17 protein-coding genes and 1 tRNA gene are annotated in these 18,818 nt (G+C 53.6%); 8 read left to right on the top strand and 10 right to left on the bottom strand.

Annotated elements, in window-relative coordinates; all coding sequences use genetic code 11:
• The first annotated feature begins 54 nt into the window (after positions 1-54).
• The 4 genes from IPM28_04165 to IPM28_04150 are packed head-to-tail and all read left to right on the top strand — an operon-like array spanning position 55 to position 3,028.
• Entirely contained in the window at positions 55-933 is an 879-nt protein-coding gene (locus IPM28_04165) for a DUF2520 domain-containing protein (protein MBK9172187.1), read from the top strand.
• A gap of 19 nt (positions 934-952) precedes the next feature.
• Positions 953-1,474 carry a transcriptional repressor gene (locus tag IPM28_04160; GenBank protein ID MBK9172186.1) on the top strand — a complete coding sequence of 174 codons (522 nt, stop codon included), beginning with the start codon at positions 953-955 and terminating at the stop codon, positions 1,472-1,474.
• Between the two features lie 9 nt (positions 1,475-1,483).
• A complete protein-coding gene (locus IPM28_04155) occupies positions 1,484-2,146 on the top strand; it encodes a hypothetical protein (GenBank protein MBK9172185.1) in 663 nt (220 codons plus the stop codon).
• Between the two features lie 24 nt (positions 2,147-2,170).
• Positions 2,171-3,028, top strand: a complete 858-nt coding sequence (locus IPM28_04150; GenBank protein MBK9172184.1) for a hypothetical protein — start codon at positions 2,171-2,173, stop codon at positions 3,026-3,028.
• A 21-nt stretch (positions 3,029-3,049) separates the two neighbouring features.
• Here IPM28_04150 and IPM28_04145 read toward each other — a convergent pair whose 3' ends face one another.
• Positions 3,050-4,564 (bottom strand): mechanosensitive ion channel family protein, encoded by a 1,515-nt coding sequence (locus tag IPM28_04145; protein MBK9172183.1) that lies wholly within the window; start codon positions 4,562-4,564, stop codon positions 3,050-3,052.
• A gap of 13 nt (positions 4,565-4,577) precedes the next feature.
• Positions 4,578-5,855: a divalent metal cation transporter gene (locus IPM28_04140; GenBank protein ID MBK9172182.1), complete on the bottom strand. Its 1,278-nt coding sequence runs from the start codon at positions 5,853-5,855 to the stop codon at positions 4,578-4,580.
• Between the two features lie 243 nt (positions 5,856-6,098).
• On the opposite strand from IPM28_04140, the gene ggt reads away from it, so the two are divergent.
• Entirely contained in the window at positions 6,099-7,835 is a 1,737-nt protein-coding gene (gene ggt / locus IPM28_04135; GenBank protein MBK9172181.1) for a gamma-glutamyltransferase, read from the top strand.
• Here ggt and IPM28_04130 read toward each other — a convergent pair.
• The 4 genes from IPM28_04130 to IPM28_04115 form a co-directional block, all read right to left on the bottom strand.
• Positions 7,829-8,380: a zinc ribbon domain-containing protein gene (locus IPM28_04130; GenBank protein MBK9172180.1), complete on the bottom strand. Its 552-nt coding sequence runs from the start codon at positions 8,378-8,380 to the stop codon at positions 7,829-7,831. The genes ggt and IPM28_04130 overlap by 7 nt on opposite strands.
• Positions 8,381-8,941, bottom strand: coding sequence for a zinc ribbon domain-containing protein (locus tag IPM28_04125; GenBank protein ID MBK9172179.1), 561 nt, complete (start codon positions 8,939-8,941; stop codon positions 8,381-8,383). It lies immediately after the preceding gene.
• Positions 8,942-9,038: 97 nt separating this feature from the next.
• Positions 9,039-9,509: a hypothetical protein gene (locus IPM28_04120; GenBank protein MBK9172178.1), complete on the bottom strand. Its 471-nt coding sequence runs from the start codon at positions 9,507-9,509 to the stop codon at positions 9,039-9,041.
• A gap of 62 nt (positions 9,510-9,571) precedes the next feature.
• Positions 9,572-9,943, bottom strand: a complete 372-nt coding sequence (locus IPM28_04115; protein ID MBK9172177.1) for a hypothetical protein — start codon at positions 9,941-9,943, stop codon at positions 9,572-9,574.
• Between the two features lie 139 nt (positions 9,944-10,082).
• On the opposite strand from IPM28_04115, the gene IPM28_04110 reads away from it, so the two are divergent.
• The 3 genes from IPM28_04110 to IPM28_04100 all read left to right on the top strand — a co-directional run bounded on the left by IPM28_04110 (position 10,083) and on the right by IPM28_04100 (position 17,063).
• Positions 10,083-11,165, top strand: coding sequence for a hypothetical protein (locus tag IPM28_04110; protein MBK9172176.1), 1,083 nt, complete (start codon positions 10,083-10,085; stop codon positions 11,163-11,165).
• Between the two features lie 152 nt (positions 11,166-11,317).
• Positions 11,318-14,209, top strand: coding sequence for an aconitate hydratase (locus tag IPM28_04105; protein ID MBK9172175.1), 2,892 nt, complete (start codon positions 11,318-11,320; stop codon positions 14,207-14,209).
• Between the two features lie 244 nt (positions 14,210-14,453).
• On the top strand, positions 14,454-17,063 hold the full coding sequence (locus tag IPM28_04100) for a hypothetical protein (protein MBK9172174.1): 2,610 nt from the start codon (positions 14,454-14,456) through the stop codon (positions 17,061-17,063).
• A gap of 58 nt (positions 17,064-17,121) precedes the next feature.
• Here IPM28_04100 and IPM28_04095 read toward each other — a convergent pair.
• From IPM28_04095 to IPM28_04080, 4 genes are all read right to left on the bottom strand, one after another.
• Positions 17,122-17,197: transfer RNA gene (locus IPM28_04095), tRNA-Arg, on the bottom strand.
• 20 nt (positions 17,198-17,217) lie between these two features.
• On the bottom strand, positions 17,218-17,841 hold the full coding sequence (locus tag IPM28_04090) for a peptidylprolyl isomerase (GenBank protein MBK9172173.1): 624 nt from the start codon (positions 17,839-17,841) through the stop codon (positions 17,218-17,220).
• Positions 17,842-17,849: 8 nt separating this feature from the next.
• Positions 17,850-18,299 carry a D-tyrosyl-tRNA(Tyr) deacylase gene (locus IPM28_04085; protein MBK9172172.1) on the bottom strand — a complete coding sequence of 150 codons (450 nt, stop codon included), beginning with the start codon at positions 18,297-18,299 and terminating at the stop codon, positions 17,850-17,852.
• Positions 18,299-18,793, bottom strand: coding sequence for a peptidylprolyl isomerase (locus tag IPM28_04080; protein MBK9172171.1), 495 nt, complete (start codon positions 18,791-18,793; stop codon positions 18,299-18,301). Before IPM28_04080 ends, IPM28_04085 begins: the two co-directional genes overlap by 1 nt.
• Between the last annotated feature and the right edge of the window lie 25 nt (positions 18,794-18,818).

The raw sequence follows: 18,818 nt of genomic DNA, 5'->3' as shown, positions 1-18,818 counted from the left end.
ACGTACCGCTGCTCGTAATTTTCCGTTTAACCCGTTCGGTAGTATCGTAATTCAATGCAAAGTGTCAGCATCGTCGGCATGGGCCGGATGGGCGGGGCGTTGGCTATTGCGCTTGGTCGCGTCGGTTACCGGCTTGACTACCTGATCGTCCGCGATCCGGCGAATGCCGCGTCATATCTTTCCGAACTGCCGGCAACGGTCGCGAAATTGGACGACGTGGCCGAGATCCCGTCTTCGATCGTGATCATAGCTACCGGAGACCCCGAAATAGGCGCCGCGGCACGCTCGATCGCGGAACGCATGAAAACCGACTCGGTGGCATTGCACACAAGCGGTTCTCTGGATTCAGATGAATTAATGCAGCTCGCATCACACGGCTGCTCGGTCGGGTCGATGCATCCGCTGGTTTCGATAAGCGATCCTGTAACCGGATCGAATCAGTTCCATGACGCCCATTTTTGCATCGAAGGCGATAAGGCGGCGGTGGCGGCAGCGACGGATATCGCTGCGGCTCTTGGTGCCAGACCGTTTGCGATCGCAAAGGAGTTCAAGCCGCTTTACCATGCGGCGGCCGTGACGTCGGCGGGCCATGTCACTGCATTGTTTGATGTGTCCATCGAAATGCTGACCGCCTGCGGGCTCGATGCCGAGCGAGCAAAGGAACTGCTGTTGCCATTGCTTGCCAGCACCGTGAATAACCTTCGGAGTTCGAAACCGAGTTCGGCGATAACGGGAAGTTTCGCCCGGGCCGACGTCGAAGCTCTCGATCGCCACATAGAAATTATGAAGCGTGCCGTACCTGCAGACGTTCTCGAGATCTTCCTTCTGCTCGGAGAGCGTTCGCTCGAACTGGCAGAAGCCGGCGGCGCCGATCCGGCGAAACTAATGATGATGCGTGCGCGAATAAAAATGGAGAAAAGTATCGTTAAATGATAAAATTCGATGCATAGTCATGAAAGGGAAGGCGCAGCAGTTCGTTAAAGAAAAAGAGATCTTTCTGGAGCATATCCAGAAGGCCGGCTTGCGGCGCACCGGGCAACGCGACCTGATACTTGAAACTTTCCTGAAGACCGAGGATCACGTGACCAGCGAAGACCTTTACTGGATCGTGCAAAAGAAGGATCCGTCGGTCGGGCACACGACGGTCTATCGCACACTCAAGCTGTTAACGGAAGCCGGACTTGCCAGGGAAGTACGCTTCGGGGACAACAAGACCTACTACGAACATCATTACGACCACGAACATCACGACCATATGATCTGCACCCAATGCGGCAAGGTCATAGAGTTCTTTTCGCCGGAGATCGAGTCTTTACAGGAACAAATGGCAGACAAATTCGGCTTTCGCCTTTCGCATCATAGTCTGCGAATGTGGGGGTCATGTTCGGAGTGCAGCGCGAAGGACACAATGACGGCCTCGGCGGCGTCGGGTGCGCAACCGCGAGTGCGTGTCAGGTCGCTCGCCGGTGGTTAGCCGCAAGATATGAAGACACAGGAATGCGATGTGAGGTTTGAGCGGGAAAACATCGACGGCGTGGTTGCCGTTGGGTCGTATCTGTCAGATTCCGCACGACGGCTCGGAATAAGAAATGTCGGCACATGTGACCTCGAGAATAATGACCATGATTGCTTGATCAGCATTACGTCCGGGGCGGAATTATTGTCGCCGAAAACAAAGACCGAAGCTAAGTTCCTGAATGAAGCCTCCGCCGATCCGATCGACCGGCTGGCGTGTCAGACAAAGATCGAAAGATCCGGAGATGTTGTAGTTATGACAAAGGAAAAGAAGACGGCCGAAGAAGCCGCAGAACCGCAAAGTGACATCGACGATGAATATCGAAAGAAATTCGCGGAACTTCCGTTAGACAAAAAGATCTCAAATCTAGTGCAGCTCGAAGCGATGGCGCTCGGAGATACGCTGGCCTACATTGCAAATTCACCGTATACGATCGCAGACAAATTGATGGACGTTCTGGCAGGATTCGGCTTTGCGATGGACGAAGAGGCGAAAAAAGCAAAAAGGCCCAGCGAACATAAAAAGGGTGATGAAACGGTCAATGACACCGCCAGTTCCAAGTCGAAGACCGCAAGCAGCAAGCGGCGGCACAGGTCCGCAGGCGATCACGAATCGGAGATGTCCAGCTGATTCGAGCGTCCGGCTTTTGATGTTGTGAGTAACACTTCACTTCAAAAACGAATCCCCGCCTCGATCAAAGAGAAAAGCCAATATCTATTGGCATTTGGGGTAATTGCATCGATGTTGGTCGTCGCAAATATCCCGATATTCGTGATCTTTTTCTTTGGGGTGTTCGCGTATCTGGTCGTCAAGATGCTCTCGTCAGGCTCTAAAAGCGAGACCCGCGAGATATTCGAGTTCTACCTTTCGGCGAATGAGATCCTTCGAAATGACGACCGGCGGTGGTTTGGCTTTGAGATAAGCGAGACGATAAGCCGCGGCGAAGGACTTGTGCAGAGAATGAGCGTGGTTCCGCCGCTGGTGAGTTTTACGCTCGGTGCCCTGTACAACAAAGCCGGAGATCATAAAGCTGCCGTGAATTATCTATCGGGCGTTCTCGAAAAAGAAAGTTCGGACGAGCGGGCCTTCATGTATCCGACCCCTGAACTGCGCAGCTACGTAAAGGTGTTGCGAAAGATCGAACGCGAACCGGCGGACGCTCCGTTAACCTCAGCCGCAGTTCGTGCTCTTGAGCGGACACGGAGACTCAGAGGCAGGGTCCTGCTCGAAGAAAGCAGAACGAAATTTGCAAATGGAGTTCCCTCGCCGTCGAATCAGTACATTTTGGACACGCCACCTCCGGCACCTGAGGACGATGAGCGAATGCCGGTCTTTGTTACTGAGGAAAATGGCTTGGGCCAAGAACCTGACCGTACCCTCGATCCGACGATCAACGGTACACGATCATCCGAGAACAGGACCAGATCGAGGAAAACGCGAACCGAGCGATTTTCCGAACGTAAGCCGATATCTGAAGTGCTCCACGACATTTACGACAAGAACGTTCAGTAAGCCCTGATCTACCTCTAGCTTTTACTTTAGTCCAAAGAATTTCCGGAGTGACGCGATCACATTGCGTTCTTCCGCAGGAACCGATCCGCTGTCAGGTTTTTCGACGGGTCCCAGCAATGCACGTCTTTCTTCGATCATCGAGCCTACTGCACTCAACAATTTCGGGTTTGCGTCAAAGATCGGCTTGATCGCCGACTTTCGTATCTCAAGGACCTGGGTCTCCTCCTCCGTGACCACCGAGGCCGATCTTGGTTCGCCCGTTAAGAGGCTCATCTCGCCAAAAAAGTCGTTGGTCTTGAGTTTGTTGATCGTGCGTTTTTGGCCGTTGTCGTCTATCTGAACTATCGCCGAGCCTCGTACTATCAGATACATCGAATTGCCTTCCTGGCCTTCGCGAACGATCACCTCGCCGGGCGCGAATATCCGGCTATTAGACGTTTTGGCGAGTTGTTCGATCTCGTCGATCGAAAGCGGAGCAAAGATGGCAACGTTGGCTATATGTTCTGACGCCGCATCGATGTATTCTTCCGGATCGACCTTTTCCGGCGTCGGTTCCATATGAACCGTTCGTGTCGGGAACGCGAAATGTATCTTTTCACGATTGAAGACATACCAGATCCGCTGTCTGATCAAAGCGTCGGTCTCGTTAAAACGCCGATAGTCCTCGCACCAGTATTTGACCTCCCACTCGATGCCGCTTTCGCCAAGATCGCGGATGCGAACGATCGGCCTTATCTTCTGCGAGACGTTCTCGACCTGACGTACGGCCTCGCGGACGACCTGAGCGGTTCGGGTCGGATAATTGCTGTATATGGTGTTGAAGTACACGAGTCGGGCATTGAGATTGTTGCGCGGTGCGACCTCGATCGTCTCTTTCCCGAGAACCGCATTGCTGATCATCAAAAGTTTGTTCTGAAACGTGCGTATCTTCACGCCACGCCAGGAAACGCTTTCTACCACGCCCTCACCCCGATTTGCGATCTTTACGACGTCACCGACCTGAAATGGTTGATCCGCCTGCAGGGCGATGCCGGCAAACAAGTTTCCGAGCGTATCCTGCAAGGCGAGACCGACGACGATCCCGAGAATGGTCGAACCCGTAAAGAGAGGCGCAAGCTGGACGTTAGGGTACTGCGACTGAAAGATTATGAAGAAAGCTACAATGTAGATGATGATCGACAGGACGGTTCTGATAAGCGACGAGATCTCGGCCTGGCTGGCTCCGCGAAACGCGGTCTTAAAGATCAGAAAGCTGAAGAACCGCACAATGACGATGACCAGGGCCATCCAGAGAACGATCTTTATGATGTGAAAGACGGTAACTATCAGCTCGATCGACGTCGAGACCATCATTGCAAGCGAGGTGCCGTCAGTATTAACGACCTTACCGTCCGTTGAGATCGAAATGCCGAAGGCTGTATTGAGGTATCCGAGGATGAGGCCTTCAACGAACGGAAGCGTGAACAGGACGATCGCCAGGATCGCCGTAGCGGCTAAAAAGAAAAGGGTCTTTCGCTTGACATTTTGGGACGGCATATCCGCACAAGAGCTAGAACATATCAGCAATCGTTCGCCCAATCAATAGTAGAGAGAGAGCTGAAACGACGGCCGTGATCAAAATCGCGAATACGTTAAAAACACGGGTGTTGGCGTGTTCACCCATGATCTCGCGATTATTGGCAAGCTTGACTATCGCCACGAGGACGACAGGCAGAAGCAATCCGTTGACGCATTGAGTGAAGATGAGAAGCTTGATCTGTGGAATTCCGGGGATCAGGGCGACGACGGATCCGATGACGATCAAGGATGTAAATATACCGAGGAATATCGGTGCCTCACGAAACGACCGTGAAATGCCTTTTTCAAAGCCGAGAGCCTCGCTGATCGAATACGCGGTAGCGAGCGGAAGAACACCCATCGCCAGCATCGCGGCTCCGAACAGGCCTACGGCGAACATGTACTTTGCGTAAATTCCGGCGGCCGGAGCAAGAGCGGCCGCGGCCGTTGCCGCTGAATCGATCTCGGTTATACCGACCTTGTGAAGTGTAGATCCTGCTGATATAACGATAAATGCTGCGATGATGACCGCAAATGTAGTTCCGACGATTACATCTGACCGTGCGAGCGACAGGTCGTCTTTATCGAGTCCTTTTTCGACGACCGATGACTGCACGTAGACCTGCATGAACGGCGTGATAGTTGTGCCGATCAACGCCATGATAGTGAATAGATAGACCGCGTCGAGGCTAAACGCCGGACTAACGAATCCCGAACCCACCGCGGCCCAATCGGGTCCGGACAGGAAAGCCGAAATTACGTAGCACAGGAACACCAGCGACATCGCAAGAAACACTCGTTCCACCCGTTTCTGAGTTCCTTTAACGACCAGCCACCAGATCAGGGCGGACGTCAGCGGTATCGAAACGAACCTTGAAACTCCAAGGAGCTCAGAAGCTTGGGCGATGCCGACGAACTCTGAGATGATAACGCCAGTGTTGGCGACAAATAGTGCCAACATCACCACCGCGGTCCAGCGGACGCCGAACTGTTCGCGGATAAGGTCGGCAAGGCCTTGCCCCGTGACCACACCCATCCGGACGCACATCTCCTGGACGACGACGAGGCTGAGAACCATCGGGATAAAGACCCAGAGCAGCGAATAGCCGTAGCCGGCGCCGACCGAAGAATAGGTGGCAATGCCGCTGGCATCATTTCCCGCATTTGCCGCGATCATCCCGGGGCCGAGGATCGCGAGGTAGGCATAGAATCGATAATCAGACAGGCCACGCCGTGCACGCGAACGTATTCGCCCGAGTTCCTGCACCATTCGTTTTGGTGAAAGCCGCGTTAAGAACATTGATGCAACTGTCGCCTTCGATCATCGTGATAGGTGGCCGCAGCGGGCCGTTTGTCGGATCTGTCGAACAACGACTATATCGCTTTTGGTATTGGTTGAAAAGCCGATGGGTGTTTTCATACCTTTGTTCGGCAGTTTCGCATGGCTCGATGTAGCTCGGACGCCAAAAACCGGGAATTTGTCCGTGAAAATCAACTCTGTTAAAGTTTGCGTATGAAAGCCTTTCGACTCAATCGGATTTTCGTCCTTTCGCTTTTAGCGATCGTTGTTTTTAGCGGGATCCCAGCCTCACGAACCGCCTCGGCGGCGTTTCCCGATGTGTCGCGTGCAAGGTCGGCGATGGTCGCTTCGCAGCACGAGCTCGCATCTAAGATCGGTGCCGATATAATGCGTCGCGGCGGTAATGCCGTTGACGCGGCGATCGCGGTCGGCTTTGCATTGGCCGTTGTGTATCCCGAAGCCGGAAACATCGGCGGCGGCGGATTCATGATGATCCGCAAAGCGAATGGTGAGACCGCAGCGATCGATTATCGTGAAAAGGCTCCAGCTGCGGCACATCGGGACATTTTCATCGATAAGGACGGGAACCTCATTCGCGGTGAGGGGTCTTCAACTCTTGGTTACAGAGCTTCGGGTGTGCCTGGCGTTGTCGCCGGCTTCGAACTTGCGTTCAAGAGGCACGGTTCGGGAAAAGTGAAATGGAGCGAACTGGTCGAGCCGGCGCGCCTTTTGGCACAGGATGGTTTTGTACTGTCGTACCGGCTTGCCGAGCTGTTCAAGGCATATAAGAACAATCTTTCGAAATATCCGGACAGCAACCGGATCTTTTTGAACAACGGAAAATACTTCGAAGCCGGCGACCGTCATGTTCAGACCGATCTCGCGGCAACACTCGGCCGAATCGCTGAACGGGGTGCGGATGGCTTTTATACGGGGCGGACCGCCGAATTGATAGCTGCCGATATGAGGGCGAACAACGGTTTGATCACCCTCGATGACCTCAAGAACTATCGGGCCGTCGAGCGAACACCTTTGAAGGGCAATTATCGCGGCTATGAGATCATCACGATGCCGCCGCCGAGCTCAGGCGGGATCGTGATGCTTCAACTTCTGAATGTGCTTGAAGGGTTTGATGTCCGAGGAATGGGCGCCGGTTCTGCTGCGAAGATCCACTTGTATACCGAAGCATCGCGGCGGGCATTTGCCGATCGGGCGGAGTTCATGGCCGATCCGGATTTTGCGCAAGTGCCGACTGACGCTCTCATCAGCAAGGACTATGCAAAGAAGCGAATAGAGAATTTTTCCCCAACGAAGACATCGCCGAGCAATACCGTCGGTCATGGCACGGTCTCGGGTTCTGAACCGATGGAAACTACCCACTATACGGTCGTCGGCCCGGCTGGCGATGTGGTTTCAAACACTTACACGATAAATGACCTCTATGGCTCGGCGGTGACGGCAAAGGGAACCGGTGTGCTGCTAAACAACGAAATGGATGATTTTGCAGCCCGCCCGGGGAAGCCGAACCTGTTCGGTCTGATACAGGGCGAGCGAAACAAGGTCGAGCCCGGAAAGCGCCCGCTTTCATCGATGACACCAACGATCGTATTGCGAAAGGACGGGTCGCTTTGGTTCGCGGTCGGCGGTCGCGGCGGCCCACGCATCATATCGGCAGTGATGCAGATCGTGATAAACATCATCGATCACGATATGAATATTCAGGAGGCAATCGACGCTCCACGTTTTCACCATCAGTGGTTTCCTGACGAATTGTTTTACGAGCGGAACGGGATATCGCCCGACACCAGAAAGATCCTCGAAAGCTATGGCCATAAATTTGTGGACCGGCCAGGCTATATTGCGTCTGCGACGGGGATAATGGTCGATGAAAGAGGAACTCGGATGGGTGCGATCGACCCGCGGAGTGACGGGGCCGCTATTGGTTACTGACCGCTGTCGCGCTCAAGCAATTTCGTCGTTGTTTCGGTCACACTATTCGGCGTTTTCTCGAGTTCATTGGTATCTTTCCATGCACCCGCGGCGGGCGGAGCGTAGGATGAGGCCGGCGTGGACCGCTGCGGAGGCAGCGCTGGGACGTCGCCGCTCGAGCCGACGACCTTTTTCGACATCTCGATAACGCTTTGCTCGAGTGTCTTGCCGCCGACCTCTCCTGACTCGAACATCAATGCGTAAACGATCCGGAGCAGCCCGCCTACGGTCAAAAGCACGGCACTGACGACAACAAAATACGGTTCGATATTTGCCGCGATCGTCGCCATCACGACAAGCGGTACAACAAGAAAAGAAAGCAGGAAGATAAATACCCCTTGATAAATACCCCGCCTGCGCGGTGTGGTCGAAGAGGCTCCTGGTTCGATCTCAAGAAGTCCGTCTTTGGCAACGATCTGCGCAACGCCGGTCAATAGGAACCCGCATTTTGAGCAAAATCGTGTTTCGTCGCTGATCTGAGCCTGTCCGCATTTTGGGCAATGCATCTAGCGCTTGTCCTCGTCTTTTTGGAGTAGTTTTGTTGTGTTTTCGATAACGCTTGGGGGCCGGGCAAATTCACCTGTATCCGGAGCACGCCAGGCGCCTGCTGCCGGCGGAGCGTACGTCGTCGCCGGCTGACTTTGCATCGGCGGAAGGGCGGCGTTTGCAGGATTTCCGTACAATCCGACGGGCTGCGAGACGATATTCTCCGGAACAGCATAGGTCGGGGCCGGCCGATGCGGCTTCAACAAGACCAGCGAACCGATCAGCAGAATGAGTCCGCCAAAGACGCCGAGTATCGCGCTGACTCCTGCAAGTTCATCGACATTTGCAATGCCAAAGATGGGTGTAAAGATAAACAGAAAAAGCAGAAACCAAAATACGCTGAAGATCACCCCATTCTTACGCGTCAGCCATCCGGTCTTCTTGTTGTAAAGCTCGTTCAACTGAGGAAGGTATCCGCCATTTGCGAGGACCTCTGCGACAAGGCCGAGCTGGAATCCGCACCGGGAGCAGAACTTTGTTTCGCTTGAGAGCTGTTGTTGACCACATCTAGGACAGTGCATTATCGACTCCGAACCGACAAGTATTCCCGCAAACTAACGAATTCTTGCACGAAATTGTTCGAATGACAACACCAACGAAATGCCGGGGACACGGACGTCACGGCGAACCGCTTTGCGAATTCACGCTATTGAATGCTGCCTTTGCCGCACCGAGATAAAGCGATGACGCAGACAGAGTCCTGAGAAGTACTTGTAAGATCGACCGAAACTCTTCCGGAGCCGGGATCAGTTTTTCGAGATCCGCATCACCAATGGCATTAAAGGCCCTTACTCGGGCATTTTCTACCTCGTCGAAGTAAGCAAACATCCGATCCTTTGAATGCAAGGTCTCCTGCAGCGTCCATTCGAAAGGATCGTCCCAAAGGCGCGTAGTTATTCCACCGGACGACTGTTCGACGGCCGCCGCTGACCGAAGCAAAAGCTCACCGAATGAGAGTCGGCCATCCGCGATCTCATGATCAACTGAGTGCGGAAAAAGGTCGGTCTCGCGGGCGTCTGCCAACAGAATACGCCGATCAAGATCAAGCCTGACGAATTGTGAATCGAGTGCAGCTTTGATCGGGTCCATTTGTATCTTGTCCAACCGTGTCGACGGCTGACCGTGAGGCCTCATTCAGGCCACTTAAAACTTTACTTTCGGCGAAACCGACGGTCTTTCTCGTACATCCCAAGTCCGTAGTTCCGGCCTCCCCAACTGATACCGCTGGCGATCCTGCCGCTGACACCTATCTCGGCGCCCTTGTTCGGCACAGCATCGTCAGTCACGATCCAGATCTTGCCCGTACCGTCGTCGATCTCGTAGGCACCGCCGCGGACCGGTGTTCCGGGTATATTGACACCGTAGCTGTTTCGGACAATGCCCGCAACCGCGATCTCCTTGTTATTATATTTTGACGGATCGGCATTTATGTCAGCGATACTGACCCGTTTCGGGCACGCGGCGGAAAAGACGGCAACGGCCGTGACCGCGGCAATGAGAACTACTTTGGTTTTGAATAACATGATCGCTCCTTTAGGCTGAAGTTTAGTGTTCGAGATCACCGCAAGAGAGATTCAAATTACACCGAAAAGTTTGCCATATTTTTGCGATTCTGCGATTCTTTTACCGGTTCTTCTTTAGTTGACGCGCTCAAGCGATCCAATGAAAAACGACCTCGAAAGCTCCGCGCCGGTCAGGGTCTCGTTGGGGTCCAGCATAGAGCATGACATCTGGCACCCGACCGCCGGAGGAAGTGCTTATGATTGGTGGTACTTTGACGCGCTTTCCGATGACGGGACCGAGGCGGTTCGGATCAGCTTTCACAGCAACTTCGTCTTTCCGTCGTCGGCCCAAAAACGCGAATTGGAATCGCTCGGGCCCGGCGTCCCACCAGTATTGCCGTCGGTCGGCTTCACATACGTAGAAAATGGGGCCGCAAGGTATCACAGCTCGGCCATGTTTCCGAGCGCCGACTTTAGCGCCGGCAGATCGATACCGGAATGCAGGATCGAGAGATCGTCCTTTAAGTTTCAGACCGCGGAATACGGTTCCGGATACTTCGTAGCGGTCGAACTACCATTGAGTGGCGGAAGCTCTATCGAGGCACATTTCGAGTGGCTTTCGATAGAGGCCGATCTGCTCGCTATTTCCAGTTCGGTCTCGGACCGTATTTGCTGGAATGTCGTGGCTCCGCGTTCAGACGTTACGGGCCGCATTACCGTCAAAGATCGAAGCGGAAGAGCGACCGAGGTCCGTCACTTCAGAGGAACCGGATATCATGATCACCGGTCGGATATTCGCCCTATCTGTGAATCGGTCGACGAACTGCATTGGGGCAGAGTGCACTTTGACGATTCGACGGCGGTTTTCTGCAGCCTTCGCGACCGCAATACTTCAGAAACTGAAAGTGTGATGATGGTCGTTCGCGATGGAAAGGCCGAAATTCGAAGCTCGTCGTTCGAAGCGCAGAATCTAACCCGCGCACGATATGGCATCCGATTTCCCAAACGTCAGACCTTTTTGGCCGAGGATAATGTGCGTCTGAGAATAAAGCCGATAAAGGTCATCGAATCGAGTTTCGATCAACTTGCGTTCTTGAGCGAGATGACGTTGACCCTGCGCGACGGCGTCGCTCGAAAAACGATCGGTCTGAGTGAGATGATAGCGCCGAGACCCTACAAATACCGATGGCTTAACTGGCTGAACAGGATCAGAAGCGGAAGGGATGGTAAGCGGATATCGTGAGACGGTTCTGTCGCGGATAACCGGCGACGTCGAGCACCGTTTGAGGATATGCTAAAATAAAAGGTTCTCGTGCGGTCGCTGCGCCTGCGAGCGTAGCGAGTTTTCATACACCGAAGAAGCATTTCAACCCTAAGCACTGCGAATTTATTTCTATGACGAACTCACTTTTTGATTCAAAACAGGTTTTTAAGACCGGTTACGGTTCGGACGCGTTTTTTTATTCGCTTCCGAAGCTTGAAGAAGCCGGTATTGGCAACATTTCGCGCCTGCCGGTCTCGATCCGAATAGTCCTCGAATCGGTGCTTCGCAATTTTGACGGCGGAAAGAAAGTGTCTGAGGACAACGTAAGAGCTTTGGCCGGTTGGCTTCCCAATTCGGAGCGCACGGCTGAGATACCCTTCGTCGTCGCGAGAGTCATACTGCAGGATTTCACGGGCGTTCCGCTTTTGGTCGATCTTGCCGCGATGCGATCTGCTGTCAGCCGAATGGGTAAGAATGTCGGGATCATTGAACCGCTTGTACCGGTCGATCTTGTCATCGACCATTCCGTTCAGGTCGATTACGCGGGCAGCGAATCGGCGTATCAGCAGAACATGGAAATGGAGTTTCGCCGGAACGAACAGCGATACCGCTTCTTGAAGTGGGGAACACAGGCGTTCAAAGGATTCTCTGTTATCCCGCCCGGAATCGGCATTGTGCATCAGGTCAACCTCGAATATCTGGCGAAAGGTGTTTTCGAGAAAGACGGGGTCTATTTCCCGGATACACTGGTCGGAACCGATTCGCACACGACGATGATCAACGGCCTTGGGATCGTCGGTTGGGGGGTCGGCGGAATCGAAGCGGAAGCGGGGATGCTCGGACAGCCGGTGTATTTTCTAACGCCCGACGTTGTCGGCGTTCACTTGTCCGGCGAGTTATCACAGGGGTCAACCGCTACCGATCTCGTACTTCGGATAACCGAGATGCTGCGGAAGGCGAATGTGGTCGGTAAGTTCGTCGAGTTTTTTGGTGACGGCGCGGCGGCATTGAACGCCACCGACCGTGCGACCATTGCCAATATGGCTCCGGAATATGGAGCGACGATGGGTTTCTTTGGCGTCGACGACAAGACACTTGATTATTTTGCGGCAACCGGTCGCCCTCAAGAGCAGATAGATACGATCCGGTCGTACTACACGGCACAAGGAATGTTTGGTATCCCGCGCGACGGCGATGTCGACTATTCAACGGTCATCGATCTCGATCTTGGGACCATCAATCCTGCAGTCGCCGGGCCAAAGCGCCCACAGGATCGGATCGAACTGTCGAATCTTGACGACCGGTTCAAGGAGCTCTTTTCGCTTTCGGTTGCGGATGGCGGTTACGGCAAATCGGCCGAGGACCTTGAACAGAGATTTGTCGTCACGATGTGTGAGACTTCGGACGGCTTTGTCTCCGGCGGCGGCGACCAAAGCCAAAGGTCGTCACCTGTCGTGCAGTCCGGGAATGACAGTACGGCAGACACAAACGTTCGATCCGAGGTCGAGATGATGAACAATCGTCCTACACCGAATCGGGTCGATCCGGATGGAGCAGATTGTCCGCCTGCGCAAACGAATATCGGTAACGGTGATGTTTTGATCGCGGCCATCACGTCATGCACGAACACCTCGAATCCTTCGGTGATGATCGCCGCAGGGATCGTCGCAAAAAAGGCAGCCGAACGCGGGATGAAGGTCCCTGCATATGTCAAAACGTCGCTTGCACCCGGTTCGAGGGTCGTCACCGAATATCTTGAAAAGGCGGGCCTTCAAAAGTACTTGAACGAGATCGGTTTCAATCTCGTCGGTTACGGTTGTACGACCTGCATCGGTAATTCGGGTCCGCTCGATCCGGCGATCGAAGAAGAGATCGTTGAAAATGACATAATCGCGGCCTCGGTCCTTTCGGGCAATCGCAATTTCGAAGCTCGTGTCCATCAGAATATCAAGGCAAATTTCCTGATGTCGCCGCCTTTGGTCGTAGCTTATGCGTTGGCCGGCACGGTGCTGAAGGACGTGAACCTTGATCCGATCGGTTTGGACAAAGATGGCAATGAGGTCTACCTAAAAGACATCTGGGCCTCGCTAGATGAGGTGCGCGAAATGCTGCAAACAGCGTATGATCCCGAAACCTACAAGCGGCTCTACACCGAGTTTGCTGAGCAAAATCCGCTTTGGAATGACGTCCGATCGACAACGGGCACTTTATATGAGTGGGACGCAAACTCGACCTACATTCAGGAACCTCCGTTCTTTGAGGATTTTTCGATGGAATCGGGCCGTTTTTCGGACTTTCATGGTGCAAGAGCGTTAGCGATCTTTGGCGATTCGGTCACGACAGATCATATTTCTCCGGCCGGTGCGATCAAGGCGAATTCGCCGGCGGGCAAGTATCTGCAGGAAAATGGCGTCGAGCCTCAGGATTTCAACTCGTACGGATCGCGCCGAGGAAATGACCGGGTGATGCTTCGCGGGACGTTCGCAAATGTTCGCATCAAGAATACGATGGTCACTCCGATCGAGGGTGGTTTTACAAAGCACTATCCATCGGGAGACGAGATGACGATCTATGATGCGGCCATGCGGTACCGAGAAGAAGGCGCACCGCTGATGATATTTGCAGGCCAGGAGTACGGCACCGGCAGCTCAAGGGATTGGGCAGCGAAGGGCACCCGATTGATGGGTGTAAATGCGGTTATCGCCCAGTCGTTCGAGCGGATACACCGTTCGAACCTTGTCGGAATGGGTGTTTTGCCTCTGCAGTTCAAGCCCGGCGATTCGGCAGCATCCTTCGGTCTGGATGGGACTGAGACGTTCGATCTGACCGGGCTCGAGGGTTCGAACGTCCGCCCGATGCAGAATGTCAAGCTTACGATAAATCGGGCCGACGGGACCAAACAGGAGATCGAGGTAATATTGAGGATCGATACGCCGATAGAGCTTGAGTATTATATGAACGGGGGAATACTCCAGTACGTTCTTCGGCAGTTGATAACCCAGAATGCCAATGCGGCCGCCTGATCCTAAGGAAGTCAAAGCAAGTGAAGACCGATAGGTAGGCAGGTGCACGGTTTTGGCCGGAATAAAATCTCGAGGAATCGGAATTATGTAATAGGCCCAGGTTTGTACCGGCTGTCAGCAACGATTCCTTCATAATACTGATAGCGGCCGCAAAAAATATTCCCTTTTGCGGCCAGAAGTAGTAATTTAATCGAAATAACCAATTCAAAGCGTTGTTTCCGGATCTTCCAAAGGGGTTTTAGACATGAGAAAAGCATTTTCGATCTCGATCATTTTTACATTGACGCTCGCCGGAGTTCTTGATCTTTCAGCCCAGCGCGTTGTCCGCGGAGGCGAGCCAAAGAGCCGTCAGGCCGCAACCACGACCACTTTGGACATGACGGGATTTGAAAGCGTCGAAGCGATGACGGACGGTCGGGGCATTTTTGTCCGATGGCAGATGTCGGTCGAACGGGATAACCTCGGCTTCGACGTCTTCCGTGTTGATGGCCGCGGTAAGGCTCGTATCACCGATGAACCGGTCGGTGGTTCGGCCCTGCTTTATGGTCAACAAGCGGTGAGAGGGCTCAGATACTCGGTTTACGACCCAGAGGGAACCAGCGAATCGATCTACTTCATAGAGAGCATTGGAATGGACGGCCGACGGTTGCGCACCAATGGAACTCCCGTTGTCGAATCGGGGCTGGCAAGCGCTCTCGTAAACGATTGGAATTCCCGCAAAACGACCGCTGACCAGAATCGAAACGTTTTTGGTGCGGATCTCGCCTTGACCAAAGAACTGCAAACAGAAGTGGCTGAGAACTCGCTTGTACCTGATCCTGACATGCATCGTTGGGTCATTTCACAAAACGGAGTTCGGATAGGGGTCAGAAAAGAGGGTTTTTATCGGGTGACGCGTGCTGAACTGCAAAGCGGCGGCTTTAATGTCAATGCCGATCCGGCGCTTTGGCAGTTGTACGATCATGGCGTCGAACAATCGATAATTGTCGGCCCGAACGGCGATTACATTGAGTTCTTCGGTCGCGGTGTCGACACGCCCGACAGCGATACACGGGCTTACTTTTTGATAAACGCAGCGACACCGGGAAAGAGGATCGGAACACGGGTTGTCCGACCGGGCACCTCAAATGTGGTTGCCCAAAGCTACCCGCAGACATTCAAGCTTCGGGAACGGACGAATTTTACGAATAATATTCGCAATGGACACGCCGAGAATTTCTGGGGCAGGATAGTGACCTCGAGCGGTTCTACCGTCAATTTCACGCTGACCGGCGTCGACTTTTCGCGTCCCGAGTCAACGATTAAGGTCGCCTTCCAGGGTTTTTCGCAGGGCGTTCACAGCATGGCAATGACCCTTAACGGAGAGGTTCTTACTCCGGCAGCGAGTGCCGGCCAGGCACCGTATTCGACGACCTTGACAGTCCCGACATCGTATCTGCGGGAGGGCGCCAACAGCCTGCTGCTCCGGTCCGCCGGGCCGACAGGCGACTCAAGCTTCTTCGACTCGCTTGAGATCTCTTTCAACCGACGTCACGAGACCGAGCAAAACAAGATCTACTTCTTCACTCAGAACAACCGTTCGGCAAAAGTATCAGGCTTTGCAAGTTCGGATATTCGTATTCTCGATATCGGCGCCGAGAGCACACCGACCGAACTGATCAATTTGCCGATCGAGGTTGACGGCGGAACATTCTTCGTCAATCTTCCGGCTGCTCGCGGCCGTGTGCTGCATGCTACAACCACGTCATCGATGCTTTCACCGGTTTCGATAGTTCCGTTCGATCCGGTGTTGATCGGCGTTCCCAACGAAGCGGCAAGCCTCGTCATCATTTCTTATAAGAATTGGATGGCCGAGGCTGAAGCTTGGGCCAACTATCGGCGCGGACAGGGCATCACGGTCAAGACCGTTAATGTAGATGAGATCTATGACGAGTTTAACTACGGCGTTCTAAGCTCTGATGCTGTGAAGTTGTTCCTTCAGTACGCCTATACGTCCTGGCAGGTTCAGCCGCAGTACGCCCTGATCGTTGGCGACGCATTCTTTGATCCTCGAAACTACCGCGGTTTCGGCTATCACAATTATATCCCGACCAGATCGGTAAACACGATATTTACCGAAACCCCGAGCGACGAATATCTGGCGGACTTTAACAGCGACGGCCTTGCCGAGATCGCAGTCGGCCGCATCCCGGTGCGGAGCGGGCAAACGGTCACTAGTACGCTTGCAAAAGTGACCAATTGGGAAGCAGCTCTCGTTAATCCGCTCGATCGCGGCACCCTCTTTGCCTACGACCTGCCGGACGGTTACGATTTTGAGGGCATGAGCAACCGGATCAGAAACCAACTCCCTGCCGGTGCACCGGCGACAATGGTTGGCCGCGGCCAGCAAAATTCGCAGGCAACACTTGTTTCGGCGATCAATTCGGGCAAGTTCTTTGTGAACTATGCAGGGCATGGCACCACCGGCGGTTGGGCGGCATTGTCGTTCTTTTCGATATTCAACGTGACCTGCACGAACGGCCAAACGCAGTGCGTCAATAACCCGGGCAATGAAGCTGTTTACACGATGCTGACCTGTCTCAATGGTTTCTTTATAAGCATCGATAATGACAGTCTTGCTGAAACGCTTCTCTTCTCGAACAACGGAGGAGGTGTTGCAGCGTGGGCATCAACGGGGCTCACGACGCCGGACGTACAGGAGGTCATGGCACAGCGGTTCTACAACCAGCTCGGTGCCGGCAATATCCCGCGAATGGGCGATCTGATCAGGGATGCCAAATCAACGATCCCCGGCGGAATCGATGTTCGGCTTTCGTGGACGCTGATCGGCGACCCGATGCTGAAGGTCCGTTGATCAATTCAGACGATCAAAGAAAAGGGCGTCCGCAATGGACGCCCTTTTTTCGTGATACTGGTACTCGCGGCAGGAGTCGAACCTGCGACTTCTTCCTCCGGAGGGAAGCGCTCTATCCACTGAGCTACGCGAGCCTACGCGTATTTTACGTGTTTCAGCTCTTTGGTTCAATACGGATCGTTTTTATCTTCACCGCTTCGACCGGCCGTTCACCTTCGCGTGGCTGAACGCCCGAGATGGTACGAACATTGTTCATGCCTTCAATGACCTTACCGAAGACCGTATAACGGTTATCAAATCCGGACTCACGTTTCAAGGTGATAAAAAACTGGGAGTTTGCCGAATTGACGTCTGTGCCGCGAGCAGCGCCTACGATCGCGGTGTTATACGGTATATCCGAGAATTCCGCCGGAACGTTGGGCTTTGGCGAACCGCCCTGTCCGTCGTTGGTCGGGTCATTGTCCTTTGAATTTGGATCACCGCTTTGGATCACCGACTGGTTGATGCGGTGAAATGTGACGCCGTCATAAAAACCTTCACGGGCGAGCTCTTTGAACCGTGCGACCATCTTCGGCGCGATGTTCGAGTAGAGTTCGATCTTGATCGTGCCATATGCCGGGGTATTTTCCATTTCGATCACCGCGATCTCGTTATCGGCGACCGGGGCAACACCTTTCTTGACCTCAGATGTCGAACTGCTGTTTGCCGCAGGTTTGGGGTCGCATGCGGTCAAAGAAATCAAAACGATGGCAAAGAAGGAGAAAGCTGCTATTCTCATAAGACTTTTCATTTTAGCTGATCGGTGTCGAGGATAATGGTCACAGGCCCATCGTTCACGAGCTCGACCTCCATCATTGCCTGAAAACGGCCGGTTCGGACATTTTCGGTCCGCTCTCGAGCTTTCGCAATGAAGTATTCATACAGCCGATTCGCGTCCTCGGGCCGAGCCGCATCAATGAACGACGGCCTGCGCCCCTTTCGCGAATCGGCATAAAGCGTAAATTGAGAAACGACAAGTAATCCGCCGTTTGTGTCGATCAACGAGAGATTCATTTTGCCATCGGAGTCTTCGAATATCCGAAGGTTCAAGATCTTTTCAACCAGCGTATCTGCTTCCCGCTCGGTGTCGTTTACCGAGACGCCGAGCAGAATCAGTAAACCGCGCCGGATCTCGCCGGTAGTCTCGTCATCGACTATTACTCTGGCTCGAGAGACACGTTGGAGAACCGCCCGCATTAACTGGCGGGTTCCTCAATATAGACGCGGTTCATAACGATCTGTTCGACCGGTTTATCGCCGGGATGCGTTGCAACCTCAGCGATCGCATCGACGACGGACTGGCCCTCGATCACTTTGCCAAACTTTGTGTAGCTCGGGGGCAGAGGGTAATCGATATGCATTATGAAAAACTGCGATCCGTTGGTATTCGGCCCGGCATTAGCCATTGCAACGGTCCCTTTTTCGTAGACGCCCGAATAAAGATCGGAACCTCGGTCGATCTCGTCATCAAATCTTCCGCCCCAGGCCGATTCGCCGCCGTAGCCCTCGCCAAGCGGGTCGCCGCCCTGGATCATGAAGTTCTTGATGACCCGATGAAAAATCACGCCGTCGTAATAATTGCGTTCGGACAAGAGGCGAAAATTCTCGGTCGTTTTCGGTGCGTCCTGTTCCAATAGTTCAAACTTTATCGTTCCTTTGTTGGTCTCAATTACTGCAGTTCGATTGCTCATTACTTGCTCCTAAAATAGGTTTGTT

Source organism: Chloracidobacterium sp., from assembly GCA_016716305.1.
Taxonomy (GTDB): domain Bacteria; phylum Acidobacteriota; class Blastocatellia; order Pyrinomonadales; family Pyrinomonadaceae; genus OLB17.
The sequence above is the reverse complement of the archived record's forward strand: the minus strand, read 5'-3'. Positions and strand labels throughout refer to the sequence as shown.

Bases quoted from the DNA above. Each gene is read 5' to 3' on its own strand.
- IPM28_04090 (MBK9172173.1), bottom strand. From the start codon at position 17,841: ATGAGAATAGCAGCTTTCTCCTTCTTTGCCATCGTTTTGATTTCTTTG.
- IPM28_04130 (MBK9172180.1), bottom strand. From the start codon at position 8,380: ATGCATTGCCCAAAATGCGGACAGGCTCAGATCAGCGACGAAACACGA.
- IPM28_04080 (MBK9172171.1), bottom strand. From the start codon at position 18,793: ATGAGCAATCGAACTGCAGTAATTGAGACCAACAAAGGAACGATAAAG.
- IPM28_04110 (MBK9172176.1), top strand. From the start codon at position 10,083: ATGAAAAACGACCTCGAAAGCTCCGCGCCGGTCAGGGTCTCGTTGGGG.
- IPM28_04085 (MBK9172172.1), bottom strand. From the start codon at position 18,299: ATGCGGGCGGTTCTCCAACGTGTCTCTCGAGCCAGAGTAATAGTCGAT.
- IPM28_04155 (MBK9172185.1), top strand. From the start codon at position 1,484: ATGAAGACACAGGAATGCGATGTGAGGTTTGAGCGGGAAAACATCGAC.
- IPM28_04160 (MBK9172186.1), top strand. From the start codon at position 953: ATGAAAGGGAAGGCGCAGCAGTTCGTTAAAGAAAAAGAGATCTTTCTG.
- IPM28_04140 (MBK9172182.1), bottom strand. From the start codon at position 5,855: ATGGTGCAGGAACTCGGGCGAATACGTTCGCGTGCACGGCGTGGCCTG.
- IPM28_04125 (MBK9172179.1), bottom strand. From the start codon at position 8,941: ATGCACTGTCCTAGATGTGGTCAACAACAGCTCTCAAGCGAAACAAAG.
- IPM28_04115 (MBK9172177.1), bottom strand. From the start codon at position 9,943: ATGTTATTCAAAACCAAAGTAGTTCTCATTGCCGCGGTCACGGCCGTT.
- IPM28_04145 (MBK9172183.1), bottom strand. From the start codon at position 4,564: ATGCCGTCCCAAAATGTCAAGCGAAAGACCCTTTTCTTTTTAGCCGCT.
- IPM28_04100 (MBK9172174.1), top strand. From the start codon at position 14,454: ATGAGAAAAGCATTTTCGATCTCGATCATTTTTACATTGACGCTCGCC.
- IPM28_04120 (MBK9172178.1), bottom strand. From the start codon at position 9,509: ATGGACCCGATCAAAGCTGCACTCGATTCACAATTCGTCAGGCTTGAT.
- IPM28_04105 (MBK9172175.1), top strand. From the start codon at position 11,318: ATGACGAACTCACTTTTTGATTCAAAACAGGTTTTTAAGACCGGTTAC.
- IPM28_04165 (MBK9172187.1), top strand. From the start codon at position 55: ATGCAAAGTGTCAGCATCGTCGGCATGGGCCGGATGGGCGGGGCGTTG.
- ggt (MBK9172181.1), top strand. From the start codon at position 6,099: ATGAAAGCCTTTCGACTCAATCGGATTTTCGTCCTTTCGCTTTTAGCG.